The sequence below is a fragment of the Methylomicrobium sp. Wu6 genome, assembly GCF_035916875.1.
Classification (GTDB): Bacteria; Pseudomonadota; Gammaproteobacteria; order Methylococcales; family Methylomonadaceae; genus Methylomicrobium.
Genome location: NZ_JAXUHN010000048.1, coordinates 1 through 26,609, shown reverse-complemented (window position 1 = coordinate 26,609; position 26,609 = coordinate 1). Strand labels below are relative to the sequence as shown.

20 protein-coding genes and 2 pseudogenes are annotated in these 26,609 nt (G+C 52.9%); 12 read left to right on the top strand and 10 right to left on the bottom strand.

Annotated elements, in window-relative coordinates:
• Positions 1-111 precede the first annotated feature (111 nt).
• The 7 genes from U2W12_RS04145 (at position 112) to U2W12_RS04115 (ending at position 7,686) form a co-directional block, all read left to right on the top strand.
• Positions 112-282 (top strand): hypothetical protein, encoded by a 171-nt coding sequence (locus U2W12_RS04145; protein WP_326499403.1) that lies wholly within the window; start codon positions 112-114, stop codon positions 280-282.
• A gap of 358 nt (positions 283-640) precedes the next feature.
• A complete protein-coding gene (locus U2W12_RS04140; RefSeq protein WP_326499402.1) occupies positions 641-1,819 on the top strand; it encodes an MFS transporter in 1,179 nt (392 codons plus the stop codon).
• Between the two features lie 84 nt (positions 1,820-1,903).
• Positions 1,904-2,167, top strand: coding sequence for a hypothetical protein (locus U2W12_RS04135; protein ID WP_326499401.1), 264 nt, complete (start codon positions 1,904-1,906; stop codon positions 2,165-2,167).
• A 419-nt stretch (positions 2,168-2,586) separates the two neighbouring features.
• The gene (locus U2W12_RS04130) at positions 2,587-3,678 is read left to right on the top strand and encodes a rhodanese-like domain-containing protein (RefSeq protein ID WP_326499400.1); all 1,092 of its coding nucleotides are present in this window, start codon (positions 2,587-2,589) and stop codon (positions 3,676-3,678) included.
• Positions 3,679-3,844: 166 nt separating this feature from the next.
• A complete protein-coding gene (locus U2W12_RS04125; protein WP_326499399.1) occupies positions 3,845-5,095 on the top strand; it encodes an FAD/NAD(P)-binding oxidoreductase in 1,251 nt (416 codons plus the stop codon).
• Between the two features lie 191 nt (positions 5,096-5,286).
• The gene (gene sulP, locus U2W12_RS04120) at positions 5,287-6,990 is read left to right on the top strand and encodes a sulfate permease (protein WP_326499398.1); all 1,704 of its coding nucleotides are present in this window, start codon (positions 5,287-5,289) and stop codon (positions 6,988-6,990) included.
• 270 nt (positions 6,991-7,260) lie between these two features.
• On the top strand, positions 7,261-7,686 hold the full coding sequence (locus tag U2W12_RS04115) for a hypothetical protein (protein WP_326499397.1): 426 nt from the start codon (positions 7,261-7,263) through the stop codon (positions 7,684-7,686).
• 323 nt (positions 7,687-8,009) lie between these two features.
• On the opposite strand, the gene U2W12_RS04110 is transcribed toward U2W12_RS04115, so the two are convergent.
• Positions 8,010-8,501, bottom strand: coding sequence for a macro domain-containing protein (locus U2W12_RS04110; protein WP_326499396.1), 492 nt, complete (start codon positions 8,499-8,501; stop codon positions 8,010-8,012).
• A gap of 268 nt (positions 8,502-8,769) precedes the next feature.
• Between U2W12_RS04110 and U2W12_RS04105 the strand changes: the two genes are divergently transcribed.
• A complete protein-coding gene (locus U2W12_RS04105; protein ID WP_326499395.1) occupies positions 8,770-9,030 on the top strand; it encodes a hypothetical protein in 261 nt (86 codons plus the stop codon).
• 18 nt (positions 9,031-9,048) lie between these two features.
• Here the strand turns inward: U2W12_RS04105 and U2W12_RS04100 are convergent, their stop codons facing one another.
• Together U2W12_RS04100 and ppnN are read right to left on the bottom strand one after the other, a co-directional pair.
• On the bottom strand, positions 9,049-11,094 hold the full coding sequence (locus tag U2W12_RS04100) for a DNA topoisomerase 3 (RefSeq protein WP_326499394.1): 2,046 nt from the start codon (positions 11,092-11,094) through the stop codon (positions 9,049-9,051).
• Positions 11,095-11,138: 44 nt separating this feature from the next.
• Entirely contained in the window at positions 11,139-12,512 is a 1,374-nt protein-coding gene (gene ppnN, locus U2W12_RS04095) for a nucleotide 5'-monophosphate nucleosidase PpnN (protein WP_326499393.1), read from the bottom strand.
• A gap of 192 nt (positions 12,513-12,704) precedes the next feature.
• Here ppnN and U2W12_RS04090 point away from each other — a divergent pair, with 192 nt between their 5' ends.
• Positions 12,705-13,379 carry a hypothetical protein gene (locus U2W12_RS04090; protein WP_326499392.1) on the top strand — a complete coding sequence of 225 codons (675 nt, stop codon included), beginning with the start codon at positions 12,705-12,707 and terminating at the stop codon, positions 13,377-13,379.
• A 574-nt stretch (positions 13,380-13,953) separates the two neighbouring features.
• Here U2W12_RS04090 and U2W12_RS04085 read toward each other — a convergent pair.
• Together U2W12_RS04085 and U2W12_RS04080 are read right to left on the bottom strand one after the other, a co-directional pair.
• Positions 13,954-15,633: a thiamine pyrophosphate-binding protein gene (locus tag U2W12_RS04085; protein ID WP_326499391.1), complete on the bottom strand. Its 1,680-nt coding sequence runs from the start codon at positions 15,631-15,633 to the stop codon at positions 13,954-13,956.
• Between the two features lie 309 nt (positions 15,634-15,942).
• Positions 15,943-16,035: pseudogene (locus tag U2W12_RS04080) on the bottom strand (IS5/IS1182 family transposase); the annotation flags it as partial.
• A 136-nt stretch (positions 16,036-16,171) separates the two neighbouring features.
• On the opposite strand from U2W12_RS04080, the gene U2W12_RS04075 reads away from it, so the two are divergent.
• From U2W12_RS04075 to U2W12_RS04065, 3 genes are all read left to right on the top strand, one after another.
• Positions 16,172-18,232, top strand: a complete 2,061-nt coding sequence (locus U2W12_RS04075; RefSeq protein ID WP_326499390.1) for an aconitate hydratase — start codon at positions 16,172-16,174, stop codon at positions 18,230-18,232.
• A gap of 103 nt (positions 18,233-18,335) precedes the next feature.
• Entirely contained in the window at positions 18,336-20,714 is a 2,379-nt protein-coding gene (locus U2W12_RS04070; protein WP_326499389.1) for a glycoside hydrolase family 15 protein, read from the top strand.
• Positions 20,715-21,252: 538 nt separating this feature from the next.
• Entirely contained in the window at positions 21,253-21,822 is a 570-nt protein-coding gene (locus tag U2W12_RS04065) for a DUF488 domain-containing protein (protein ID WP_326499388.1), read from the top strand.
• A gap of 307 nt (positions 21,823-22,129) precedes the next feature.
• Here the strand turns inward: U2W12_RS04065 and U2W12_RS04060 are convergent.
• The 5 genes and pseudogenes from U2W12_RS04060 to U2W12_RS04040 form a co-directional block, all read right to left on the bottom strand.
• Positions 22,130-22,246: pseudogene (locus U2W12_RS04060) on the bottom strand (rubredoxin); the annotation flags it as partial.
• Between the two features lie 257 nt (positions 22,247-22,503).
• Positions 22,504-22,932 carry a uracil-DNA glycosylase family protein gene (locus U2W12_RS04055; protein ID WP_326499387.1) on the bottom strand — a complete coding sequence of 143 codons (429 nt, stop codon included), beginning with the start codon at positions 22,930-22,932 and terminating at the stop codon, positions 22,504-22,506.
• A 198-nt stretch (positions 22,933-23,130) separates the two neighbouring features.
• On the bottom strand, positions 23,131-23,499 hold the full coding sequence (locus U2W12_RS04050) for a DUF488 domain-containing protein (RefSeq protein WP_326499386.1): 369 nt from the start codon (positions 23,497-23,499) through the stop codon (positions 23,131-23,133).
• Between the two features lie 93 nt (positions 23,500-23,592).
• Entirely contained in the window at positions 23,593-23,922 is a 330-nt protein-coding gene (locus U2W12_RS04045; protein WP_326499385.1) for a hypothetical protein, read from the bottom strand.
• A 236-nt stretch (positions 23,923-24,158) separates the two neighbouring features.
• Complete coding sequence (locus U2W12_RS04040; RefSeq protein WP_326499384.1) at positions 24,159-26,453, bottom strand: cbb3-type cytochrome c oxidase subunit I; 2,295 nt, start codon at positions 26,451-26,453, stop codon at positions 24,159-24,161.
• Between the last annotated feature and the right edge of the window lie 156 nt (positions 26,454-26,609).

Sequence of the window (26,609 nt, the reverse complement as noted above, 5' to 3'; positions counted from 1 at the left end):
CTGCCAGGTTTTAAAATCCTGGCAGGTCTTGAACCGAAAAGTTATTAATGATGGAATAATCCCATCCTTAACGCCGGCATTTCACAAAAAAATCAATCCTATTACATTCGCATGAGCATGCTGGTCGACAGAGGCGCCGGTTTTATCGGCTCCAATCTTGTGCTTGACTGGTCCGAGCAATCTGACGAAACCGTCATCAGCCTAGACCAACTGAACTATGCCGGCAACATTGAAAACCTGAGCGAATTGGGCCGTTTATCGCGGATGGCAACACTCTCCTAATCGTGAATGCCACCGCTTACACGGCCGTTGACAACGGCTGGAACGGATCAGGAAACCGCTTTCAGGATCAGCGCGGAAGCGGTCGCGGTGATCGCGGATTATGCCGGGGTGCTCTACAAAAAACCACCGGTTATTATGCGCCGAACTATGACGCGGTATCGCCGGAAATGATCCGACGCTGGCGATCGATTGGCTTATCGACGGTGAGCCGATATTGCGCGCAAAAGATGCCAACGGCATTCCGATGAACCAGGCAGAAACATTTGCCTAACTGCAACTAAACCTGGCAGCTTCGATAGCGCAAAATGGAGTCGAGGTATTTCATTTATTCCCTCTTGATCATCATAGGATTGTTCTCTTGTTCATAAAAAAAACGCACGTCCCTATTCCGCGCACCGTTTGGACTCTGGGTTACGTCAGTCTGTTCATGGACTTGTCTTCGGAACTTGTGCACAGCATCCTGCCGATTTTTCTGGTCGGCGCGCTCGGCGCGAACGCGCTGACTGTCGGCATGATTGAAGGCGTCGCGGTTGCCACCGCGCAAATCATCAAAATTTTTTCCGGCGCTCTAAGCGACTTTTGGGGGCATCGCAAACGTCTGATCCTGCTCGGCTACGGCTTGGCGGCGTTAACCAAACCGCTGTTTCCACTGGCCGGCTCGGTCGAAACGGTGTTCGCCGCGCGCTTTATGGACCGGATCGGCAAAGGCATCCGCGGCGCGCCGCGCGATGCGCTGATCGCCGATGTCGCGCCGGCAAATATTCGCGGCGCCTGTTTCGGCCTGCGCCAGGCGATGGACACGGTGGGCGCGTTTCTCGGCCCCTTGCTGGCGATGCTGCTGCTTTATCTTTACGACGATGACCTGAAGGCGGTCCTCTGGTTCGCGACCCTGCCGGCCGCGCTGACCGTGGCGCTGATCATCGCCGGCATCGAGGAGCCCACACCCAATGCAGGACAACACCGCTTCCGCTCGCCGCTGCGGCTCGATACTCTGCGGCTTTTTTCGTCGCCCTATTGGCGGGTCGTGGCGATCGGCGCGATCTTTACGCTGGCCCGGTTCAGCGAAGCCTTTTTGGTATTGCGCGCCCAGCAAGCGGGACTGTCTATCGCCATCACGCCGCTGGTGATGGTTGTGATGAGTCTGTTCTATGCGCTATCGGCCTACCCCGTCGGTGTTTTGTCGGACATCGTGAACAAAAACCATCTGCTCTCGATCGGCCTGATACTGCTGATCGCGGCCGATCTGCTGCTGGCGGGGGCCGATACGCCGTCCGCGGTGCTGTTCGGCGCCGGTTTGTGGGGCCTGCACATGGGCTTCAGCGAAGGCATCCTAGCGACTCTCGTAGCGAGCACGACGCCAGCGGAATTGAAAGGCTCCGCCTTCGGACTGTTCAATTTCGTGAGCGGCCTGTTTGCGCTGCTGGCCAGCGTGCTCGCCGGCTGGCTCTGGGACTTTCACGGCGCCTCCGCGACGTTTTATGCAGGCGCGGGATTTGCCGCTCTGGTTCTGGTCATGACGGCATTTTCCAGAAAATAAAACTGAATCAGGCATCGGCAAGTCAGAAAATACAAACCTATTCGCATCAAACTCAACCCGACCGAATTGAAGAGGCACAAAACCATGTCTGAAGCCCTAGCCATTACTCATCTACTGCAAAACTGTAAGGAACTGAGCGCATTCTGCAGCCAAAACGGATGGATCATCAACGAGTCGATCCACTATGAAATCATCGAGCGGCAACCGGAGAGCCTGTTGATCTATGTGACTTTTCTCGAGAGCATCATGGAAGGCTCCGGCTGCCAATGCGATCAGAAATCCTGTTATGGCCGCCTGCGGCTCAAATTTAATGCGCAGGCAGAAATTATTGCCGTTGAGCCTGCCTGATTTTTTATCAGGACGCCCCTCCGTAGTAACATTTTCAAGGCAAGGGTTACGCTCCTTGCCGTTAAACTTAGCCTTCCTCCAGCGTCCGCATTTATTTGTTTCATATTGCCTCAATGAAACATTTATTAAACATCTTAAAACATCATGAAACAGTTATTCGGCCGGCCTAATGCGCCGCAACAGCCCACATGAAATTACCCGACACGAATGCATAAAGCTGAGTCCATGCAAGAAAAGCCATCAAATAATCCTTTTCAGCCAATGCGTTAAACTAAACACCCGCATTTATGTCAATTAATTGAATCTGAGCAAACTCCCTATAAACGTTCTCATTTTCGGATCTGGCACATGCCTTGCTGTAACTTAAATAAAAGCGGCTTTGCATCATTCCTACCCATTAAAACAAACGGAGAGACAAGATGATTTTCAAGCAATTATTTGACACCGAAACCTGGACTTACACCTATTTCATTGCAGATCCTGTCACCAAAGAAGCGGTGTTGATCGATCCGGTCAAGTCGCATCTCGATGAATATATCGCCCTGCTCGACCAACATGGCCTGAAGCTGAAATACACGCTCGAAACGCACGTGCATGCGGACCATATCACCGCCAGCGGCCTGCTCAGACAAAAACTTGGTGCGAAAACCGGCGTCGGCCAGTTGTGCGGCGCGGTCGGCGCGGATTTGCAGTTGCAGGACGGCGACGTGCTGGAATTCGCCGGCGACGAAATAATCAAAGTGATCGCAACCCCCGGCCATACCAAGGGCAGCGTCTCCTTTCTGTGGAGGGACCGTTTGTTTACCGGCGATTCGTTGTTCATCGGCGGCTGCGGACGCACCGACTTTCAAGGCGGCGATGCCGGCGCCCTGTACGACTGTATTACCCAACGTTTATTTACCCTGCCCGACGATACGCTGGTTTATCCGGGCCATGATTATCAGGGACGCTGGGTCAGCAACATCATGCAGGAACGCACCACGAATCCGCGTCTGGCCGGAAAGTCGCGCGGGGAGTTCATCGAGATCATGAACAATCTGAATTTGCCGAAACCGCGTTTGATCGATGAAGCGGTGCCGGCTAACCGCTACTGCGGTCTCGATGAAGACGAACGTCAGGATGCGGTGGCTCTCCGGGAAACGATCCGCCCGGAGCGGGTGATCACCAATACCCAGGAACTGGTTGCCATGGCCAAACAGCAAATTACCGAAATTGGTGTCGACAAAGCTAAGCAACTGTTGGCCGAAGGCGATATTACCGTCGTCGACGTGCGCGAAGAGAGTGAATATGCAGCCGGTCATCTGGATAAGGCGTTGCCGATTCCGCGCGGCGTGTTGGAATTCAAAGTCGGCACTACGTCGGAACTGGCCGATAAATCGAAAGCGATCTTGGTTTATTGCCGAACCGGCGGCCGCGCGGCATTGGCCGCACAAACCCTGCAATCGTTGGGTTATCTGCATGTGTTGTCGATCGCCGGCGGTTACGAAGCGTGGCAAAAGATGCCCTCATAAAATGAAAAAATCAAACTCGAGTTGACATGGGCCGTGTTTCGAGTAAAAAGACAATGGTTGAGCGATTCGGTCAGGTTATCGGTCGCTCACCGATTCAGTACCCTGCCCGGCGGCCGAGCGAGTCTACGCGGTCAAATCCATTAAAATTATATTTCGAGGAGATTTTATGCCACAGCACCATACCCTTTTGATCGTTGGCGGCGGCGCGGCCGGCGTATCGGTCGCGAACAGCATGCTTCGGCAGAATTCAGGCATCGATATAGGCCTGATCGAGCCGTCCGAAAAACATTATTATCAGCCCGGTTTCACGATCATCGGCGGCGGCGCTTACACCCTGAAAGAAACCACGCGCAACGAAGCCGATCTGATCAACCCGAAGGTCAACTGGATCAAGGACTACGCGGAAAGCTTTCAGCCGGAGCAAAACAGCGTGACTCTCCGTTCGGGCGAGACGGTCACTTATGATTATTTGGTCGTCTGCCCCGGTCTGCAATTGGACTGGGACAAAATCAAGGGCCTGAAGGAAACGCTCGGCAAAAACCAGGTCAGCAGCAATTATTCGCCCGATACCGTCGAATATACCTGGGAGTGCATCCAGTCGTTGCAAGGCGGCGTTGCGCTGTTTACACAACCGACCATGCCGATCAAATGCGCCGGCGCGCCGCAAAAAATCATGTACCTGGCCGCCGACCGCTTCCGTAAAAAAGGTATCCTCGACAAATTTACCATCGAGTTCTGCAACGCCGGGCCCGCGATGTTCGGTATCCCGTTTTTCGCGAAGGCCTTGGAGAAAGTCGTCGCCGATTACGGAATAAAAAAGGCTTTCAATCATAATCTGGTCGCGATCGACGGCCCCGGCAAGACCGCCACGTTCGAAACCACCGACAGCGCCGGCAATAAACAGTTGGTCGACAAAAAATTTGACTATATCCATGTGACGCCGCCGCAAAGCGCCCCGGATTTCATCAAGAAAAGCCCACTCGCGAACGCGGCCGGCTGGGTCGATGTGAATGAAAACACCCTGCGGCACAACAAATATCCAAATATTTTCGGCCTGGGCGATGCGACCTCGACCCCAAATGCGAAAACTGCCGCGGCGGTGCGCAAGCAGGTGCCGGTGGTGGTCGACAACATTTTGCACCTGATGAAAAACAAACCCGCCGAAGACAAATACGACGGTTACGGCTCTTGTCCGCTGACGACTTCGTTGAGCACGGTCATGCTGGCCGAATTTTCCTATGCAGGCAAGGTCACGCCATCATTTCCGTTGCTGGATCCGCGCAAAAACCGCTGGATCTGGTGGTGGGGCAAAACGACCGGCTTTCCGTGGCTTTACTGGCATTTGATGATCAAAGGCTATCGGATCGACATTCCGCATCTCGAATGCTATGCGAAAAAATTTATAAAAGAGGACTGAGGCGAAAGATTCAAGGGATTACCATAGCTCCCGCGCTCTGCGCACTTAGAAGGCAAAAATGGAAATACCGTCCGCACTGCTCCTGCGGTGCGTGACGCGGAATATCACTCTTTTCCCAACCGCCCCCTGGTTTTTTGCTGTTTTTTTGCTGATTCATCGCGCTTACATTTTCATCAACACGGTTACTTTCAATGCGCCTGACTGATTTTTTGCCCATTTTCGGCTGGCTCAAATACTATTCCCGAAACGATTTCCACGGCGATATCTTCGCCAGCGCGATCACTGCAATCCTGCTCGTACCGCAAGGCATCGCTTATGCGCTGCTGGCCGGAATTCCGCCGCAGCTCGGCCTATACGCCAGCATTTTGCCGCCGATGGTGTATGCGCTGTTCGGCACCAGTAAAACGCTCTCGGTCGGCCCGGTGTCGATCGCGGCCGTAATGATCGCCAGCGCGCTGAACGCGCCTGAAATCAGCGCCTTGCAGCAACCCGTGCAAAGCGCGGTAATCCTGGCCGCCGAAACCGGTGTGCTGATGTTGATAATGGCTTTGCTGCGTCTGGGGGGCCTGGTCAATTTCATCAGCCATCCGGTGCTGACCGGCTTTACCAGCGGCGCCTCGATCCTGATCGTTTTGAGTCAACTGCCGCCGCTACTCGGCCTGGCGAAACCACTCTGCGTCGGCAGTTTCAGTTGCTATACGAACACGGTTCAAACCGCGAATACCTCAACCCTGCTCACCGGCTTGGGCGCGCTTTTGTTGTTGATCCTGTTCGGCAAGCCGCTTACCGGTTTACTCAAAAAAACCTTAATGAAACCGGCATGGATTACTGCGATCAGCAAGTGCGGTCCGTTACTGACCGTCGTTCTCGGAGCGATCGCCGTCAATATGTTTGATCTCAACAACGCGCATCAGGTCGCGACCGTCGGCCACATTCCGGCAAACCTCCCCGAGTTACGCTTTAATGCTGTCGATACCGCGCATTGGCGCCACCTTTTGCCCTATGCCGCGTTGATCGCCTTGATCGCCTATGTCGAAAGCGTCGCGATCGCCAAGACGATCGCTAACATCAAGGGCGAAAAGATCCAGCCAAACAATGAACTGCTCGGCCTCGGCGCGGCGAACATCGCCTCGGCCCTATCCGGCGGCATGGCTGTGGCCGGCGGCTTCAGTCGCACGATGGTCAATTTTTCCGCCGGCGCGCGCACGCAAATGGCGATGTTGATGGCCGCCGTCTTCGTTGCGCTGGCTGTGATGTTTTTCAGTCCCTATTTTGCCGCGATCCCGAAATCGGTACTCGCCGCGATTATTCTGGTCGCTATTACACCGTTGATTCGCCTGCGAAACATCGTCAATACCTGGCGTTATGACCCCAGCGACGGCATCGCCGAAGTGATGACTTTACTCGGCGTGCTGGTGCTCGGCATTGAGGAGGGCATCACGCTCGGCATCATTCTGACCCTGGTCAGCTATCTCAGAATCACCAGCCATCCGCATATCGCGGTGGTCGGGCGCATCCAGGGCACCGAGCATTACCGTAACATCAAACGCCATGCCGTGAAAACCTGGGAGCATTTGCTGCTGCTGCGCGTCGATGAAAACCTGACTTTCGCGAATGTGAATTTTGTCGAGGAATTTATTTCCGACCAATTGCAACGGCAGCCGGACACTAAACATGTGGTGCTGATCTTCGCCTCGGTCAGCTATATCGACAGCACCGCGCTTGAAGTGATGGAAAGCCTCAGCGCTACGCTAAAAAGTCTGCATGTCACCCTGCATCTTTCCGAAGCAAAAGGACCGGTGCTCGATAAATTGAAGAAAACCGACTTTTTGAGCCATCTGCAGCCCGGCAAAGTCTTTTTCCGGACCCAGGACGCGGTCAATGAGTTGGCTTGACGATCCAAGCCAAGTTCCGTTCTTGTTTAACCATCCCTCAAGGTCAATATTGCAGAAATATGGCGCTGAACATGGGCAATCGCGCTAAACAAAGGCGGCGTCGGTTTGTCCCGGCTCAAAATATTTCCGCAACGCTTTTCTGATCGGCGCCAAGCCTTTTCTATTTTCATGGCCTAACTTAGTACTTTCGTACAATTCACAAACCGCCAAAAACCGATAAACTGTCGACGTTTACGAACAATCGCCAACTTGCATGCACCGGAATAGATGATGGACATAGTGATTATCGATCACCAAGAAACATTGGCCCATCTCTTACGAAGCGGCAGACTCACCGTGCGTTTTTTTGATGATCCGCTTGTCGCCTACCGGTGCATTGAAACCGCAAAGCCCGCCATCGTGTTTGTCGGTTTTGATTTGCTGAAAGACGACACCCCCCCTTATATTTCGTACTTATACCGGATAATCCCCGATAGTCCGATCATTCTGACGGCCGGCCGGCTTGACGATCGCAGCATTCTTGACTGCCTGGCGGCGGGCGCGCGGGGCTATCTTGAAAGGAACGACGCAGAGAAGTTTATCGATAAACTGATCAGCGCGGTATTGAACGGCGAAGCCTGGATTTCAAGGCGATTGGTCGCAAAACTGTTGCAACGGTTACAACACAGCCGCCGTAAATCGCTGATCATCAGCTAAACATTAAGGAGCAGGGATGAAAGACTTTCAACATGAACAAGAAGAGTCCTCGTCTCAAACGCAGAATACATTAAGCCTGCAAGACTTGCTGATCGACGCATAAACCAGCGCGCCAAGCGATTATCTGTCACTTTCGATCGGCCGCTACGGCATCGCGGCGGCCGGCACAGATCCGACAGCTTACATATCGGTATTTTCCGGCATCCAGGAAAGCAATCTACAAACCCTGCCGGCCAATCCGCAAGCGGACTCGGGGTCGCCGCAGATCGCCGAACAAACAGAAATCGCCCCCGGAAAAATTTGCCGGGGAACCATGTCGCCTTTTATAGTCCGGGCTCCAGCGCGGCTTGTCCGGGATGATAAACGGTATAGACATAAACCGGAATGTCCAGCCCGCCCAAACGCTCTTCGATCAAGGGCCAGACATCGTCCCAATCCAGATCGCCCACGCCGGTCGCCAGTCGCGGCAATGCCACCGACGTCAGTTTTTCGGCGGCGATGATCTTCACCAGTGCGCTCAAGGCGTGCCGGACATTGCTCAGCGTCGCCTTGCCATGCCGATGATCGTGGCTGTCGATGCCTTCCTGGGTAATTAAATTGATGATCCTTACGTTATCCGGTCCGCCCCACATCCACGCCTCCCCCGGTTTGGTATTGTGCATATGACACCAGCGGTGAAAATCCTTATGCATGGCCGGGAATTTGTTGTGCAATTCGAGCGCCAGCCCTTTGTCCATCGGGTCATTGATGCCCAAACCATGCGCAATCGCTTGCGCCTTGCTCAATAAAATATCGCCTTCGACTCGGTAAATCATAGTGCTCTCCTTTGTTATTCGGCCTGGTCATCATTTTGCCAAGCTTCTGTTAGACAGCCAAAGCGTGATTGATTCCGCTTTATGGCCGGATTGCGTATTCTCGCGCTACGCGATTCTTATTACGTCCCCGCCGCCTCGCCATTAATCGAGAAAAGGCTTACACTGGCGCGAGAATTGCTATAATTTTTTTTCGGCGCGTTCAGAATTGCTTGGGAAGCATGCCGAAGAACGATGTCCATAGTGTAGTTTATCGGTTTAGGCGGTTTTTATGAAATTGAAGCAAATATTTTCTTCCGTGGGCCAGTATATGCAGGAACAGCCGATCGGCACGTTGCTGACGCTGTTGTTTGCATTGCTGGTGATCATCCTGATCAGTTTGTACTTCCGGGTTTATATGGACGATGCGCAATGGGAAAAATTCAAAGTGGAGCATCACTGTGAATTGCGCATGAGCAAAACCGGGACGCAACGCGCGAGCTGGGCCTGCGACGACGGCAAAACCTATTTTCGCTGGCGGCAGCAGCGCTGAAGGCTGCTCTAGCAAAAATTAACGCTGATCGGCAGATGACGCTCTAACGCCGATTTCGCCGCGTTCGTCCAGCGTCAACAAGGCATTCAAATCTTCACCGTTGAACTTGACCGCATAAGTTTGCCTTGTGCGGCCTTGCCTCAATAATTCGGCGGCCATTTCGCGGGAAACCGGCGCGCCGAACGTCTCTTTCCATAACACAAACGTGCAGCCCTTACGCCAATCGCTGCATCCGTAGCCTTTGCGGCCTTCAATGATCGGGGCATGGCATAAGGGACAATTGCCGAGCGCCGCTTGATCGCCGGGCCTCTTGGGCGACGCCACGATGTTGCGCGTGAATTGAATGATCCCGTCCATGAACCGCCCCGGATCGTAGTCGTTCTGTTCCATTTTTTTGAGCCGCGACTCCCATTCGCCGGTCATTGAGGCCGACTTCAAATGTTCATCGGCGATCAACGCGATCAGCCGCCGCCCCGCTTCGGTGCTTAGCAACAACTTCTTTTGTCGGCGGATATAGTTGCGCTTGACCAGCACTTCGATGATCGCGGCCCGAGTTGCGGGCGTGCCCAAGCCTTTTTCCTTCAACGCCTGCTTCAGCGTCTCGTCGTCGCAGGTTTTGCCGGCAGACTCCATCATGCTCAATAAACTGGCTTCGGTATAGTACTTCGGCGGACTCGTCTTGCCTTGTTTCAGCGAAGGTTGGTGCGGGCCGCTTTCTCCCTGCTCGAAGACAGGCAGAATCTTCTGATCCTGATCGGTCGGCGCGGGCGCGGAATCTTTATATAACAGCTGCCAACCCGGCGCCTCGATCACCGTACCGGTCGTTTTGAAAGGAATTTCCGCCGACTCACCTAGCACGGTCGTGATCTGTTTCAGACAGGGCGGATAAAAGGCCGCAATGAACCGTACCGAGATCGCCTCATACACTTTTTGTTCATCGCCTGCCAGCACCCGCGGCAAAGTCTTGGTCGGGATGATCGCATGGTGATCGGTTACGCCCGCGTCGTTGAACAAGCGGTTGGTCAGCGCCAGTTGCTCCAGATTCAAGCCGGCAATCTGCGCGTCGAAACGCGTCTGCAGGGTTTGCAACAAAGGCTTCACCTGCGGCTTCATATCCGCGCTCAGGTAACGGCTGTCTGTACGCGGATAGGTGATATGCTTCTTTTCGTATAATGACTGGGCAAGACGCAAGGTCTGATCGGCCGTGAAGCCATGGCGGATGCTCATGTCTTTCTGCAAATCGGTCAGATCATACAACGGCGGCGGATAAACCTTCTCCTGCTTGCCCTTGACCGAGTTGATTCGAAAATCGCGGCCGTCGATCCGAGCCATCAACGCCTCGGCCTCTTCCTTTTTCTCGAAACGCCCGCCGCCATGTTGAAAATCGGCCTCGCGGTATAAGGTATGCAGTTCCCAAAAATCCTTCGGCTTGAAATCGGCGATGTCTTTATCGCGCTGCACAATCAGCGCCAGCACCGGCGTTTGCACCCGGCCGACGGTCCACAGCAGCGAGCCCTGCCCAAACTTGAGCGTGTAATAACGCGTCGCATTCAAACCGACTATCCAATCCGCCTCGCTGCGGCACTTGGCGGCCCGATAGAGTCCTTCGAAGGCCTCGCCGTCGCGTAATTGCGCAAAACCCTGACGGATTGCTTCGTCGGTCAGCGAGCTGATCCAGAGCCGCCTGAACGGTTTATGCCCGCAGCCGCACCAGGACAGTATATAGCGGAAAATCAATTCCCCTTCCCGGCCGGCGTCGGTTGCGCAAATAATGTCGTTCGTACTCTGAAGGAGACGTTTGACGGTAGTGAGTTGCTTCTGCGCCGCCGCGTCGCCCCGTGCCCGTAACCCGAAACGCTCGGGAATGATCGGCAAACTATCCAGCGACCAGCGCTTCCACCCCTTATTGTATTGATCGGGTTCCTGCAATTCGACCAGATGCCCGAACGCCCAGACGATCTGATAGCCGTTACCCTCCAGATAACCGTCGCGCCGGTTATTCACACCCAGGCAGCGCGCAATGTCCCTCGCTACCGAAGGCTTTTCGGTCAAAACCACTTTCATCGGGATCTACCCGCCCAATGGCTAATCACCCTGCCATCTCGCCTTTATTGAATAATCCGGTAACAAGGCATATATTTCTTGCCCGGCAGCTTCATCCGATGCTGTTGCACGAAAGACGCCAACAGCGAATCCATCAGTTCCATGATGGCGGCGTCGCCGCGTATCTCGAAATGGCCGTGCTGTTCGACCGCGCGTATCCCCTCATCCTTCACATTGCCCGCGACGATGCCCGAAAACACCCTGCGCAGATTCGCGGCCAACACATGCGTTTCCTGGTTTTTATGCAAGGCCAGATTCTTCATGTTTTCATGCGTCGGCACGAACGGCGTTTGAAACACTTTGTCGATTTGCAGCAGCCAGTTGAAATAATAGGCATCGCCGGTCGACTTGCGGAACGCGCGCACTTCATGAATGCCGGCCTCCATTTCGATCGCGGTCTGCCGCGGATCGTCGATGATAATCCGATAGCGTTGCCGCGCCTTCGGACCCAGCGTGCCGGCGATAAATTTGTCGATTTGCTCAAAATACTCCCCGGCGCTGTCCGGACCGCTGAAAATCAATGGAAACGGCATCGCCTCGTTATCGGGATGCAGAAGAATGCCGAGGATGTACAAAATTTCCTCGGCCGTGCCCGCGCCGCCCGGAAACACCACGATGCCGTGCCCGGTGCGCACAAACGCTTCGAGACGCTTTTCGATATCCGGCAGAATTACTAGATCATTCACGATCGGATTCGGGGATTCGGCCGCGATGATCCCCGGTTCGGTGATGCCGAGATATTGGCCGTGCTTGATCCGCTGCTTCGCATGGCCGATCGTCGCGCCTTTCATCGGGCCCTTCATCGCCCCAGGTCCGCAACCGGTGCAAATATCGAAACCGCGCAGTCCCAGTTCATGGCCTACCTGTTTGGTGTAGTCGTATTCCTTGCGGCTGATCGAATGGCCGCCCCAACACACGACCAGATTCGGATTGTGCATCGGCCGCAGTATGTTCGCATTGCGCAGAATGTGGAACACCGCGTCACTGATGCCCCGCGAGGTTTCAAGATTGAAAAGGGAATTTTTATAGATCTCGTCGCTGACATAGATGATGTCGCGCAGCACCGCAAACAAATGCTCCTTGATGCCCTTGATCATCCTGCCGTCCACAAACGCATGCGCGGGCGCGCTTTTCAGCTCCAGCTTGATGCCGCGTTGCTCTTGTACGACGCGAATCGCGAATGAGGGATAACGCTCCAGCAGCTCCTTGCCGTCATCCATTGAACTGCCGCAATTCAACACTGCCAGCGCACAATTGCGAAACACCTTGTATAGTCCGCCCTGGCTGGTATCCAACAACTTGCTGACTTCGGCTTTCGATAGAATCTCCAGACGGCCTTCCTCGGGCGAAATTACCGCATCGATCACTTCATTCTTCATTCTTTTCCTCTACACTCTATTATTTTGCTGGATTGCATCACGATGCACGGATCATGCACAGGATTTACCGATTGCCTTTGCCGACAAACAAGCGCGTCAGGCGAAAAAAATGCCGCCACGATTCATGGCCCATTCAGCAATCTCGGTTATGATTCATTTAACATTCAATCACTCTCGACAAAGGGTAAACTCATGCACCCCATCATCAAAAGACTCGCTCTGTCCGGCCTGATGTTCCTGCCGGCGGCTTGCGCGCCGTACTATTCGCGGCAGTATTATGATACTAGCTACTATCCAGGACAGTACCAGAGCAGCTCCGGCTATTACTATCCGGGGCAATACCAAGGCGGCTACGGCGTAATTGAACGGAACTATTACAACACCTACGCCTATCAGACACCCTCTTATCGTACCTATGATCATCACCATCATGACGGCGACGATCACCGTTATCAGGACAGACGCTATCGGGACACGCAACGCTTCCCGGCTCCTTCCGGCACGGCTTATCGCCAGCACGATTCGCACGATCATGGCACAAACGGCTATTATAACTGGAACAAGCAGACTCCGAAGCCTTACGGCAATCGGCAAAGCGCGTGGGACCATCAACAGCGCGATAACCGGAATGACGGACGGCAGCTTCGGCCGGACGAGCCGGATGCGCGCGGCCAATGGCAGCGTCAACAAAATTTGGCTCAGCAAGAAACCGGACCTCAAAATCGCGGTTTTGAGAATCGATCTGCTGAACGTACGGACTCGGGATGGCAAAACACCGTGCCGACGCAGCAAAATGAGCAGCGCGGCCGCCGGGGACAAGGAGGACAGCGACATGGGGGTAGAGCCGAAGGGCAAAGCGGCGAGTAGCGGTCGCCTCGCTCGCGTAAAATCGGAAAGTCTTGCCTCCTTGTAAGCATTGATTGGCACCCTTCCGACCGATTGCCAGCACGCCGGACGGAATTAACGCTCAGTGTTCAGAAAAATTCATTCAACACTTTTCAGTTTGTACGTCCGCGCACGATAGCAAGCATATAGAAAATACAGGACTTTCGGGTTTCTTTATTAAAAACCACTGTAAAAGTTACTAGATTTTTGCGGCGCTGCTCCACATTTTTGTGGCTGATCGGCCCAAACCTTATCAATCAGCGTTTTTAATCCGCAATGATTGCGGATCACTCAACAATCACTTTCATTTGGTGTAAAACTCTGAACTTGATCTGACAACTTCAAACATTTCAGACGAGTGCCTTCGCCACCAGCCAATACCATCGCCAGCACTCTTGGAATTGCCATCTCGCTCCCCCGTTTCTAAAGCTATTACTATTGATGACGCAATATCTTTATCGCCTTCCTTTGGCAATCATTTCTTCAAAAAGTGATTACTGCTGCTCAAGCGAGTTGGATTGCATCATATCGAGCTCAAGCATATAAAGTTGATGAATCAATTATCGCGCGAGTCGAGCTGATTTATTTTTGCCATCGACTGACCTGCACTGCGTAGCGACTCGGGACAATCCAGTCGTCCGGTGTGAATTTCGATGAATACGAGGTCGTTCGCTGTGGCGGCTTTAGCCAGCGCCTCTTCAAGCTCGCCTTCCGTACGAACATCAAGACCTAGCCCACCTCCGAACACCTCCACCAGTTTATGATACTTCCAGGGCTGGAGATCATTGTAAGGACGATCACTCATCACTCGCTCTATGGTATACCCGTCATTGTTGATGAGAAAGATGACAGGCTTGAGGTTGTTGCGGATCATCGTCGACAGGTCCTGGCCAGTTACTTGAAAAGATCCGTCTCCCACAAACAGCACAACCTGCCTGTCCGGCGCTGCCATGCCCGCGCCCAGGGTTGCTCCGATCGTATAGCCGATTGATCCGTAAAAGGTCTGGCCTATGAAGGTCGCTCCCTCCGGCATGAGCATTTCGGCGGCACTGAACAGGGATACGCCTGTTTCAGCAATGACTATTGCATCGTCTTCTATAAAATGACTCATGCGGTCGAAGAATCGCTTGATGGTAAGCGGTTTCGGCACATCAGGCTGGTACAGCTCCGAACGTCGGTGCACGCAGCCCTCAGCGGCGCAGTGGATATCCAGCGTTGCGGGATCGCGTCGAGTAATTTTTTCAGTCAGCCCAAGGATAAAATCATGGAGAGACACGTTCTCGTAATAATGATGTTTGATCCTTACGGAACGGATGTTGGCACTGATCGTCTTCGCGTCGTCGAGGTTGGTTGTGAAGCCGCCGGTGTTAAAGTCGGTCAGCACGGCCCCAAGTTGTAGAATGCAATCTGCGGACTCGACTCGATTTCGCACATACTCGCGACTCCGTTCCCCCTCAAACAGACCAATGAATTGCGGATGCTGCTCTGACAGGACGCTCTTGCCCAACATCATGGTCACATACGGGAAACCGGTTTTGTCGAGAAAGCCGGCGAAATCCTGTTGCAGCTTGAAGCGTATCAATTCGACATCGCCAATCACAACCGGTTTCTGTGCCTTATTCAGCATTTCCAGCGCTTCGGCGATCGCCTCTCCAAGCGCATCCGGATCACTACCTAGGGCTGGCGGGAACAAAAAAGCCTGAGGACGCTGACATGGCATCATCACCACGTCCGATGGAATACTGATGTAAACCGGTTGCTGATGAGATAGGCACGCCGATAACATCCGGTCGATCTCGGCCGGTGCCGTTTGAGCCGAAACCAGCTCGGTTGAGGCGGCAGTAATTTTTTCGTATATCCTCAAGGGAATCTGATAATCGCCCAATGTGTGATGCAACAGCGGCCGGGTGCGGAAACTAATTGTCGAAGGCGAGCCGGTGATCACCACCATCGGCACTCTCTCGGCGAATGCGCCTGCCACGCCGTTGATGGCGCTTAATTCTCCGACGCCATAGGTCGAAGAAAATGCACCAACACCCTGAATACGAGCGTAACCGTCGGCGGCATAGGCCGCGTTGAGTTCATTGCAGGTGCCGACATACTTTAGGTCACTCTTCAGTACTTGGTTGAAGAAGCCCAGGACAAAATCTCCCGGCACGCCAAAAAGGTGATCCACGCCTATCTCTTTGAGTCGGGTTATCAAATAATCAGCAACTGTGATTTCTGAACTTTTCATAGTATTAGACTCCTCATCTTGCTGTTTAAGTAAAGTCTATTCAATAGTTGGACGAATCCGCTATCGCGTCGGAAAACACTCTTAAAGCTTAAACTTCAACTGTACTCAATGTCGAGTACGATAAATTTGGAGTTTAACATGAATGCTATAGAACAAGCGCATCTCGATAAATTATACAATTGTCACCTCAGAACGTTGAAGCTTCGATGCATGAGCGACAAGACTATCGATAGCTACGCACGGTTCGTTCGGCGAGTCTCAAGTCACTTTGCTTGTTGCCCTGATTAATTAACCACCGCGCAAATGGAACCTTAGTTGTTTTTTGAAACTCTCCAGTTGCGGACGGATAATTTCAAACTGTTCTCGTGTTATATCGCTTGGGTATAGGGCTCTTGGCATGATTGTGAAAAAAATCAACAATAATATTAGCTAAAAAGATCATAAACAGGCTCTAAGGGGCGTCAACCGGTTTTAGTGATCGTTAAATTGGCCAACTTATTGTCTGCACGCTCATTAGTGTTATCATTTAAGCCATCCTTTGAGTGGCTTTTTCTTGGTAGAAATAAGTATTTCTTCAAAGGCGTTTTTTACTTTTTGGAAAATTTATTTTCTGAACGTCTCTATGTGGGAGTATAAAGCCATGGGTAAAAACGTAACGCAGAAGCTGATCCAAAGTCACTTGGTCGAAGGCCTTATGATTCCGGGTGAAGAGATTGGTTTGAAAATTGATCAAACACTCACCCAGGATGCGACAGGCACTCTGGTCATGCTGGAATTTGAAGCGCTTGGCATTCCGCGCATACGAACCGAGCTTTCCGCTCAGTATGTGGACCACAATCTCCTGCAGGAAGACTTCAAAAATGCCGACGACCATCTGTTTTTGCGTAGTGCTTGCAAGAAATTTGGCCTTTGGTATAGCCGGCCCGGTAACGGCGTTAGCCATCCCGTTCATATGGAGCGCTTCGGCGTGCCGGGAAAAACCTTGTTAGGCTCGGATAGCCACACCTGCGCGGCCGGCTCATTGGGGATGCTGGCAATCGGCGCAGGTGGCCTGGAGGTGGCGATGGCTATGGCGGGGGAGCCTTTTCGCGTGAACATGCCGAAAACAATGGGCGTCAAATTGGTAGGGGCGCTTCCCGACTGGGTGAGCGCCAAGGATGTGATTTTAGAAATGCTGCGCCGACACAATGTGGACGGCGGGCTTGGCAAGATCGTCGAGTATTATGGTCCTGGATTGAGGTCCCTGACCGCCATGGACCGCCATGTGATTGCCAACATGGGGGCTGAACTGGGCGCCACGACGACGGTGTTTCCAGCAGACGATGCGGTTATGGCGTTCCTGAAAAGTCAGGGGCGTGAGGGAGTCTTTCGGAAAATCCTCGCGGATGAGGATGCGGAATACGACGAATATGAGGAAATCAACCTCTCAGACCTGGAGCCTTTGATTGCGCTGCCGAGCAGTCCGGGCAAGGTGGTGCCGGTGCGCGAGGTGGCGGGCCGGGAAATCTACCAGTCCTATATCGGATCGTCCGCTAATCCTGGGCTGCGGGACTTTGCCATCGCAGCCATGATCGTCGACGGCAAACAGGTTCACGACCGCGTTTCATTCGACGTCAACCCCACGTCCCGGCAGATATTGGAAAACATGATGGCAATGGGCATGCTCGGAAAGCTCATCCATGCGGGCGCGCGCCTCCATCAAGCAGGATGCGGCGGCTGTATCGGCATGGGACAGGCGCCTGCTACAGACCGCATTAGCCTGCGCACCGTACCCCGGAATTTTCCGGGACGTTCGGGCACCAAGGAGGATCAGGTTTATTTGTGCAGCCCTGAAACCGCCGCCGCTTCAGCTCTGACCGGGGTGATCACCGATCCGCGCACGCTAGGCATGGAATACCCCCGTTTCACTGCACCAGAAACCGTACTCCTCAATACCGAGATGCTGATACCTCCTGCACCGGAAGGCGAACTGTATGACCTGGACAAAGGCCCCAATATCAAACCCCTGCCACAGTTAGAACCTCTACCCGAAACACTCCAAGGACCAGTGCTATTGAAAGTGGGGGACGATATTTCCACGGACGAAATTATGCCGGCTGGCGCCAAGGTGCTGCCTTTTCGCAGTAATATCCCGGCAATCAGCCGGTTTGTTTTCAGCCAGATCGACGAGACCTACTACGAAAGAGCAATGGGTTATCAGCAACAGGGCTCATTCGTTGTAGGCGGCGCCAATTACGGACAGGGTTCAAGCCGCGAACATGCGGCCCTTGGCCCACGCTATTTAGGTGTTATTGCGGTAATTGCAAAAAGTTTTGCCAGAATACATTTACAGAATCTTAGCAACTTCGGTATCCTCCCTCTGATATTTGCCAATCCCGAAGATTGGAACAAGATCACTCAATGCGACTTGCTGTCTATTCCTGATGCGCGCAATGCCATTCGCAAGGGCAACAGAATCCAGGTGATCAACCTGACCAAGGACGAGACCTATGAGACCGAACACACGATGACGCCCTACCAGGTAGAAATGGTGCTGGCGGGTAGTCTGATCCATCTGGTTAAACAAAAAGGGCTGAGCCCGGCAAAAAATCAGTCATAAAATAATAATTCCAGGTTGCTGGATCAGGGCGAACAGACCTGCATCGAAAAGTGTTGAGGTTCGAAGCTCATCACAGCTTCGCTAATCGAGAAGGAATACTTAAATGTCAGAAAAGTCGTATCCCCAAGGTATAGCGCCTGCACCCTCCAGTGGTTACCCAACTTGGGCGCCTGCTGCCAAAGACGCGGTTGGCACGGCATTAGGTACCTCACGCGTATGGTTTACCATGGCTCAAGGAATTATCACCGAGGTATATTACCCGCGCCTGGACATTCCTCAGTTAAAAGACCTGGGATTCATCATCGCCGACGGCACAGATTTCTGGATTGAACTGCGCCGGCTGGGCGATTATACGGTGGCCTGGCAGGATGATGTTATTCCGGCAATCACCATCACTCATCACCATGCCCGTTTTATATTAACACTCAAGGTATGCATCGATCCGGAACGTGATGTGCTACTGGTCGATTTTATGTTAAAAGGGGATGCAGATCTGCAACTCTATCTATTGGCCGCACCCCGTATTGGTGAAGATGCAACTAGCAATCAGGCATGGACGGATGAGTGGGCAGGCCACCTCATGTTGTGGGCTGAACAGGGGCCGTTCGGGATGGCTCTGACGGCTGTAGATCGAGAGGGCCGCCCTGCGCTATTGCAGCGTTCAGTAGGATTAGTGGGTAAGAGCGACGGCTGGCAGGATTTTAAAAACAATAATGGCATGACTTGGCACTATGCCCAGGCCGGCCCTGGAGAAGTAGCGTTCACTGCGCAATTGCCCTGCGCCGGTACGTTGGCCTTCGGGCTTTCCGGCAGCCGTGAAGCCGCCGCCACATTGGCCCTGCAATCGCTGTCGACAGGTTTTGATACGCTCTGGGCAAGGTATTGCCAAGGCTGGCAGCAGTGGCTGCAGGCCCTGCACTGGCCACCTGAGTTGGAGGCTTTGCTGGATTCTAAATCACTCATACTATTACGGCGCTCGGCAACCGTCATAAAAATCCACGAAGACCATACATTTCCGGGTGCTTTTGTCGCAAGCCTGTCGGTGCCTTGGGGCGAAGCCAGCAACAGTCGGGGTGGCTATCACTTGGTATGGGCGCGCGACTTAGTCGAGACGGCAGGTGCATTGGTGGCACTCGACGATATAGCGGATGCGCAGCGGTGTTTGATTTACCTCATCGCTACCCAGCAGGCCAATGGCCACTGGCTGCAAAACCAGTGGCTGGGCGGCAAGCCTTTCTGGCAAGGTATACAGCTTGATGAAACGGCTTTCCCGGTGCTGCTTGCCAGCGCCTTGGCGGAGCGAAATGCACTGGGTGAAGTACGAGTGGGCGACATGGTGCATCGGGCCCTTAGCTTCATAGCGCATGAAGGGCCCATGACTGCCCAGGATCGCTGGGAGGAAACCCCGGGCATCAATACTTTTACCGTCGCGGTAGCCATTGCTGCGCTGGTCGAAGGCAGTCGATTTCTCGCAGGGCTCGAATTAGACTGTGCGCTGATGCTTGCCGATACCTGGAACACACGCCTGGAAGAGTATACCTGGGCAGCCAATACTACTCTGGCTCAGCAACTGGGAGTACCAGGCTATTATATGCGCAGCGCGCCGAAAGACATATTGATTCATGAAGGTGCCAAGCTTGAACGCCTACTGATCAAAAACCGCGGGAATAACCCAGGGATTGCCGCCGATGAACAGCTCGCTATCGGTTGCTTGCAGCTTACCCGCTTTGGGTTGCGTGCCGCTGACGACCCTGCCATGGTCAGTAGCGTTCAGGCTATTGACCTGCTGCTCAAGACCAATACGCCCAACGGTCCGGTGTGGCATCGCTATAACGGCGATGGTTATGGTGAGCATCCGGACGGCACGCCCTTTGATGGCTGGGGGCAGGGTCGCGGCTGGCCGCTTTTAACTGGCGAACGTGGACATCTGGCCTTGCTGGCGGGGGAGGATGCACGACCTTATTTGCAGGCTATGGCGCAAATGACTGGTAAAGGCGGACTGTTGCCAGAACAGGTGTGGGATAGCGTGGCCATCCCTGAGCGTGGCCTGTATCCAGGCCAACCCACTGGCTCGGCAATGCCGCTGGTATGGGCGCACGCCGAATTCATCAAACTGGCGCTAAGTATAGCAGCAGGCGAGCCAGTCGATAGGCCTGCGCGCACCTGGGCCCGCTACGGCGGACGCCATTTGCAACTTGATTACGCCTTGTGGCAACCACGCCAGCGTGTGAAGCAACTCGTTGCCGGTCAGGAACTGCGTGTGCTGTTGTCCGAAGCAGCACAGATACACTGGGGTAAGAATGACTGGCAAAACCCGGCGGATGTCATCACTGAAGATTGGGGATTAGGTTACGTTGCACGGCTGCAGACCAAAGAGCTTGTTGCAGGCGAGCACATCGACTTTACCTTCTATTGGCTTGACCGGAAAGTGTGGCAAGGTGAAAATTTCCAGGTTGTCGTTATTACAGGAGATACCCCATGATCATTATTAATTCCCAGTGCAACCGCGATACCTTTCCGGCTGCGTTTGAGGTCGCCGACATCCACTAAGTGCAAATCGCGAGCTTGGGGGCTTTCATCGCACAAGTGCGGAGTCCATGAATCGGGGGTTAGCAAAATGTTTCAAAATAAGGGGATACGCATGACCACATGCAGACCGCAGAATTTACGAAGAGCCCGGTATCTTATGAAAGGGCAAAGTCCGTGTAGTGGCGCTGTCATCACTCGTTAACAGCCATACCCTAATTGAGCAACATATTCTATATCCAACATTACCCATTGAATATTATTATTAAATTAGGCAAACCCTCGTGGCTGAAACCAGTTCTCCGTCGCTCGAACATTGTTGGCAACCGTGCGAAATTGTCGTGTATGCGCGCGACATTTGTCGCTCGGCCGAAGCCCCCTGCTTTGCGGGCGGATCGAAGCGCTTCACTCTGGCAGAAAAACCATGTCATACAGGCGTCCCAAGAAGCTAATAAGCACCCATTCCAAATCAAGCCGCGCGTGATCGGAGAGCAATGTTAAAGCCGGAATCCCAACCCGTCGTATTGACCGTGGGGCATTCCACGCGCCCCCTGGAGACGTTTATCAATCTACTCGATGCCCATGCGGTGACCCGTCTCATTGATGTGCGTACCGTGCCTCGCTCGCGTCACAACCCACAGTTTAACCGAGACACCTTTTCAGATGCGCTTGAGTCTGCCGGAATCCTCTATATACACGCCGTTGGTCTGGGAGGCTTCCGCCGCACTAGCCGAGAGTCGCCTAATCGGGGTTGGCGAAACGAAGCATTTCGCGGTTTCGCCGACTACATGCAGACCACGGAGTTTGCGGAAAATCTAGCAAGCCTTATCGAAGGGGCAAAGCAAGAGCGCATCGCGTTGATGTGCGCCGAGGCCGTACCGTGGCGTTGCCATCGCTCGCTGATCGCCGACGCGCTGCTGGTTCACGGGGTTCGGGTAGAAGAAATCGTCAACGAGACGCGTAGGCAGTTGCATACGATCACGCCTTTCGCCAAGGTGGAAGGCACGTCAATCACTTATCCACCCTACGAGACGCCATCCTTGGACTCAAATCCAGGCACGTAGACAAGTTCCGTTCACGGATGCGGTTGCAGCAGTTTTGTCATCAATCCGCTCCAGGGTGTAGGCGGTGAATGTCGCGTGCCTAAAAATGGGAGAATTTATCCTGCCATTCATAAAATAGTTCTGCAAAAAAACATCTCATTGTCACTAATATGTTGTCAGCATTGTTATGTCGGGTGATAGCCTTAATATACTATGTTTTGCTCTATGCGAATCCTAGTGGGTAGTGAAAGATAAAGGATCGAAAAAGCGCGGCTTATTCGATTAGTTTAAAAAAATCTTTAGGCGCTCCACAGATCGGGCAGGATCAGTCTTTCGGTACATCTGCCCAACGGGTTCCGGGAGCAAGCCCACTATCAGGGTCTCCCTTTGCTTCATCGTAGATATGTTCGCATTCCCTGCACTGATATTTTTTAAAATCGGACATGATGATTCTCCTGGGCAAATTTGTTAATGAAAGTAGATTAAATGATGTTGTCTAAAGCAAAATAAGGCAACGATACCGAAAAGAAGGGTAAGGTAGCTTCCCCTTTATCTTTCAAGTATTTCGGACACTCGCCGTTTAAGGATAGGGAGTAGTTCCTTCTCGAACCACGGATTTCGGCTAAGCCAAATATTATTTCGCGGACTTGGATGCGGAAGGGGGACAATCTTGGGCCAATGGGATCTCCAATTCCGAACCGTCTAGGTAAGTGATGACCGTTCTTCGTTCATGTGATATGTCTGTGCATACCGCCCAACAACCAACGTAACTTCAAGATGGCGCAGATGACCGAGAAGTAGATCGTGCCATGCCAGCATGCATTCAGGCCGTGGCGGAAGGTCACCGGATTTACCCGTGCCGGGAAAACAAAGGCCCATTGGCAGAATAGCTATCCGCCTTGAGTCGTAAAAGACTTCACGCGTCAGCCCCATCCACTCGCGCAAACGATCTCCGCTGGCATCATCGAAAGGCACACCGGATTCATGAACTTTTCTTCCTGGCGCCTGGCTTGCAATCAATATCCGGGCCTGCGGGTGTATCTGTAGAACGGGACGGGGGCCATGTGGCAAATGTGCCGCACAAATGGTGCAAGCGCGGACCTTGGCTAGCAAAGATGCAAATGAATTCATGGGGCAACGTTCCTCGTGACAGGCGAATAACCAAACTCATCCGCTTCTGAAAGACGGAGCGAAGGAATCTTGTGACCAAAGCTCTGGCTATAGGAGGTCAGAGCATCGCCCAGCTCGGTCGCTGTTGGTCGCCGACTCCCTCTCGAATTAAATGCATCAATCTCCCGCCTGTTCTCGTACATCGTTCTCCCTCTCCAACTAACGGAATAGCCAGCTGTTTTCCTGGATCACAACCGCCTGGTTATGCTCTTCGTCCTTTGCGCCATAGACGAGCGTCACGATACCCTTGTCCAGTTCTTGCTTTAAGAGCTGGATTTGCTCGCTATTGCCCTTGAGCTCATCTAAATATCGTTCCTTGAACTCTTCCCACCTGCCCGGGTCGTGGTCAAACCATTTCCGGAGCTCCGTACTGGGAGCGATATCTTTGAGCCACAGATCAATGCTTGCTTTTTCCTTTGTCAAACCGCGCGGCCAGAGCCTATCCACGAGGATACGCCGGCCGTCATGCTTGTCCGGTAGTTCATATACCCTTTTAATCCTGAAGCGATAATTTTCTGGCTGTTGCATTTATGTCTTGAATTCGTCATTTGAGTTAAAGGCAATTACGAGGTATCGCGTCGCGTCATGCTTGAATAATTTACCAGGTATAGTACTAACGATTTAAATTTTAAAGACAATTGTGAGTAAAACAACTGAATCAACTACAGCTCTAACAGCGTGCGGCTCACCGGGCATTAAATAAAGCAGTTGGCCGGATGTTAATGCTTGTGTTGTTCCCATTGCTGGGCACTCAACTTCCCCGGTTATGCAATGAATCACACAGGGCCCTGATACTTTATGACCTGCAAATTCTTTACCTGCCGAAAGAACAAGTCGAACCAGCTCCATTTCAACTGTTTTCGCAATGACTTTTGTTTTTTCATTTGGGACGTCTTGCGCCCAGGTTGCCAAGTCAACAATTTCACCTGGTGATGCGTGATGTGTGGCCATGAATATCTCCTAATAAGTTTAAATTTATCAAATACAAGTTAATAATCCAGTGACGAAAAAATGGTCGCTACTTTTTCGAGACTATCATTAAGATTTTTCAATCCTCCCAAAAAGGGTAAGTTCTCCATCCGACTAACGGGTTTTGCAACCGATCCTTTAATAGATAGGTTTTATGACTTCAAAATGCCTGATAAAACTATCCACACACCGTTGTTTTGCGTTGAATGGAAAGAACGTCAATCCGCCGACTGTCGACGCACCCCCTGCCAGCCTTTGATGGATGCGATTACCAAAGGTATGGCACCAAATATAATAAATACCAGGTCACCGGGCAGACGTAACCACTCGATCAGGCGAGATCGCTCGCTGTCGATGTAGTCAAGGCTGCGCGCATGCCAGTATCCATGCTGAGCTACATCCCAGACCTGTAACACTCCGCTGGGGAACAAGCTCATCATTAACATCATAGTCAGACCGACATTGGTGCCCCAAAATCCGACCTTAACGTATTTCTCGATGTCGACCCAGCGTTTATCGGTGCTGGTCTGGCGCAAAACGAATACCATCAGCGCAAGCGCAAGCATGCCGAATACACCCATCATCGCGGCATGGCCATGATTGGGCGTCAGTTGGGTACCGACTTCATAGTAGCTGACGATCGGCAGGTTGATTAGGAAGCCGAAGATGCCGGCGCCGACGAAGTTCCAGAAGCCCACGGACATCAAGAAGTAGAACGTCCACTTATGCGGTATTGCTACCGATTTGCCGCAGGTGTCGCAGTCAGCACGTGTAGTGCGCACGAAATCCCACGCATCCAGGGTCAGCAGCGTCAACGGCACCACCTCCAGTACCGAAACCATCGCCGACAGTGCCATGTTGACGCTGCTCTGGCCAGTAAAATACCAGTGATGGCCAGTGCCGATCAGGCCACCGGAGAAATACAGGATGGCGTCGAGGTAAATCACTCGAAGCGCAACGTTACGCCGGGTAAGACCCAATTGATAAAACAGCAGCGCCACCATCGTGGTTGCGAAGAATTCAAAGAAACCTTCGACCCATAGATGAATGATCCAGAAGCGCCAGGTATCGACCACGGTGAAGTTGGTTTTGGCATTGAAAAAGAGTGCCGGAATGTAGAACAGCGGAATCGCCAGGGAAGCCAGCAGGAACAGCCTGACCAAAGGTTTCGCTGAAGGATCGCTCAAAGTATCTGACTGCACCAGTTTCAATAATATTGCAAACCACACCAACAGACCGACGATAAGCAGGTACTGCCACAGACGACCGAGCTCCAGGTATTCCCAGCCCTGATTGCCAAGCCAGAACCACCATTGACCCAGCAGTTGTGAAATACCCGCCCACTCGCCTAACAGGCTGCCACCTATGACCACGACGAAAGCACCGAAAAGTAGATGAACCCAGCCAGCGAACCAGTGTGGTTCATCTTTGCGCAGTGAACGGCCGAGAAACAAGGCCGCGGCAACATAAGCGGTAGCGATCCAAAAAACCGCGGTTTGCAGATGCCAGGTGCGCATCAGATTGCTGGGAAATATTTTCTCTAATTGGAAGCCGTAAAAACTGCCCGGATCGGCACGATAGTGCGCCACCGCGCCACCCACCAAAGTCTGCATAAGAAACAGCAGTGCCACCACCACGAAGAATTTCACCAGCGACAGCTGGCCGGAACTGGCCTGCCCCGGCAGCAGATGAGGGTGTACATGCTGTCCGGTGCTAATCCAGCCAAGATAATCGAATTTGCCGAACATCAACAGGACGATTCCAATACCGGCCAGCAACACGATAAGACTCAATGCACTCCACAACAGCGCGCCTGGGACGGGCGTATTGCCAACACTGGGGTCGTACGGAAAATTGTTGGTATAGGAGTAATTCTCACCGGGGCGGTTGGCCACCGATGCCCACGCAGTCCATGTGACGAACGCAGTAAATTGTTGCAATTCAGTCGGATCGCTGATCAGTCCACGCTGGAGCCCGCCATTACGTTCGGGGTTAAGGAAATAATCCGTCCAATAAGCAATCTGTCGACGGTAGGCGGCAGTCTCCGGCATGGTCAGATGCAGCGTAGCGCTGGCGGCGTCATAACGATTGGTTTTTAACTCGACCGCTGTTTGTGCATACACTGCCGCCAGTTGTCCAGGCGCCAGTGCAGGAAGCGGCTGTTGGTATTGCTGCTGCGCAATGACCGTGGCGGTATCCTCGCCGATACGGTGCAATGCCTCGGCCGAGTAATCGGGCCCAAGATATGCGCCATGACCCCAGATACTGCCGTTGTTCATCAATCCGTACTTGAGAAAGATGGCCTGGCCTTCGCTGATGTCGTCGCCGGTAAACAGGCGAATACCTTGCGCATCAAGCACCTGTGCAGGGATCGGCGGAGCGTTGCGGTAGGCCAGTGAAGTGATGACGATCAGGCCTGTAAAGCCCAGCACCATCACGATCAGCACCGTGCGCATCCACCAGGGAGACAACGCGGAGTCCTCTGTAGTTAAGGGTTGTGCGGCAATACTCATGGTGTTCTCCTTTATTTAATAAGCACCTAATACTATCGTTAAGTGCTTAGCAGAAAGTAAATTGGTATTGAGAGCCAAAACCAGCGCCGATTTCATCGATAGCCTCCTCAAGTTCGGTAGGTGTAAACGATTGGAATGGCAGCCACTCGTATTTCA

Bases quoted from the DNA above. Each gene is read 5' to 3' on its own strand.
- U2W12_RS04100 (WP_326499394.1), bottom strand. From the start codon at position 11,094: ATGAAAGTGGTTTTGACCGAAAAGCCTTCGGTAGCGAGGGACATTGCG.
- U2W12_RS04105 (WP_326499395.1), top strand. From the start codon at position 8,770: ATGAAATTGAAGCAAATATTTTCTTCCGTGGGCCAGTATATGCAGGAA.
- U2W12_RS04125 (WP_326499399.1), top strand. From the start codon at position 3,845: ATGCCACAGCACCATACCCTTTTGATCGTTGGCGGCGGCGCGGCCGGC.
- U2W12_RS04130 (WP_326499400.1), top strand. From the start codon at position 2,587: ATGATTTTCAAGCAATTATTTGACACCGAAACCTGGACTTACACCTAT.
- U2W12_RS04050 (WP_326499386.1), bottom strand. From the start codon at position 23,499: ATGCAACAGCCAGAAAATTATCGCTTCAGGATTAAAAGGGTATATGAA.
- U2W12_RS04085 (WP_326499391.1), bottom strand. From the start codon at position 15,633: ATGAAAAGTTCAGAAATCACAGTTGCTGATTATTTGATAACCCGACTC.
- U2W12_RS04055 (WP_326499387.1), bottom strand. From the start codon at position 22,932: ATGAATTCATTTGCATCTTTGCTAGCCAAGGTCCGCGCTTGCACCATT.
- U2W12_RS04070 (WP_326499389.1), top strand. From the start codon at position 18,336: ATGTCAGAAAAGTCGTATCCCCAAGGTATAGCGCCTGCACCCTCCAGT.
- U2W12_RS04145 (WP_326499403.1), top strand. From the start codon at position 112: ATGAGCATGCTGGTCGACAGAGGCGCCGGTTTTATCGGCTCCAATCTT.
- ppnN (WP_326499393.1), bottom strand. From the start codon at position 12,512: ATGAAGAATGAAGTGATCGATGCGGTAATTTCGCCCGAGGAAGGCCGT.
- U2W12_RS04065 (WP_326499388.1), top strand. From the start codon at position 21,253: ATGTTAAAGCCGGAATCCCAACCCGTCGTATTGACCGTGGGGCATTCC.
- U2W12_RS04090 (WP_326499392.1), top strand. From the start codon at position 12,705: ATGCACCCCATCATCAAAAGACTCGCTCTGTCCGGCCTGATGTTCCTG.
- sulP (WP_326499398.1), top strand. From the start codon at position 5,287: ATGCGCCTGACTGATTTTTTGCCCATTTTCGGCTGGCTCAAATACTAT.
- U2W12_RS04040 (WP_326499384.1), bottom strand. From the start codon at position 26,453: ATGAGTATTGCCGCACAACCCTTAACTACAGAGGACTCCGCGTTGTCT.
- U2W12_RS04110 (WP_326499396.1), bottom strand. From the start codon at position 8,501: ATGATTTACCGAGTCGAAGGCGATATTTTATTGAGCAAGGCGCAAGCG.
- U2W12_RS04115 (WP_326499397.1), top strand. From the start codon at position 7,261: ATGGACATAGTGATTATCGATCACCAAGAAACATTGGCCCATCTCTTA.
- U2W12_RS04045 (WP_326499385.1), bottom strand. From the start codon at position 23,922: ATGGCCACACATCACGCATCACCAGGTGAAATTGTTGACTTGGCAACC.
- U2W12_RS04135 (WP_326499401.1), top strand. From the start codon at position 1,904: ATGTCTGAAGCCCTAGCCATTACTCATCTACTGCAAAACTGTAAGGAA.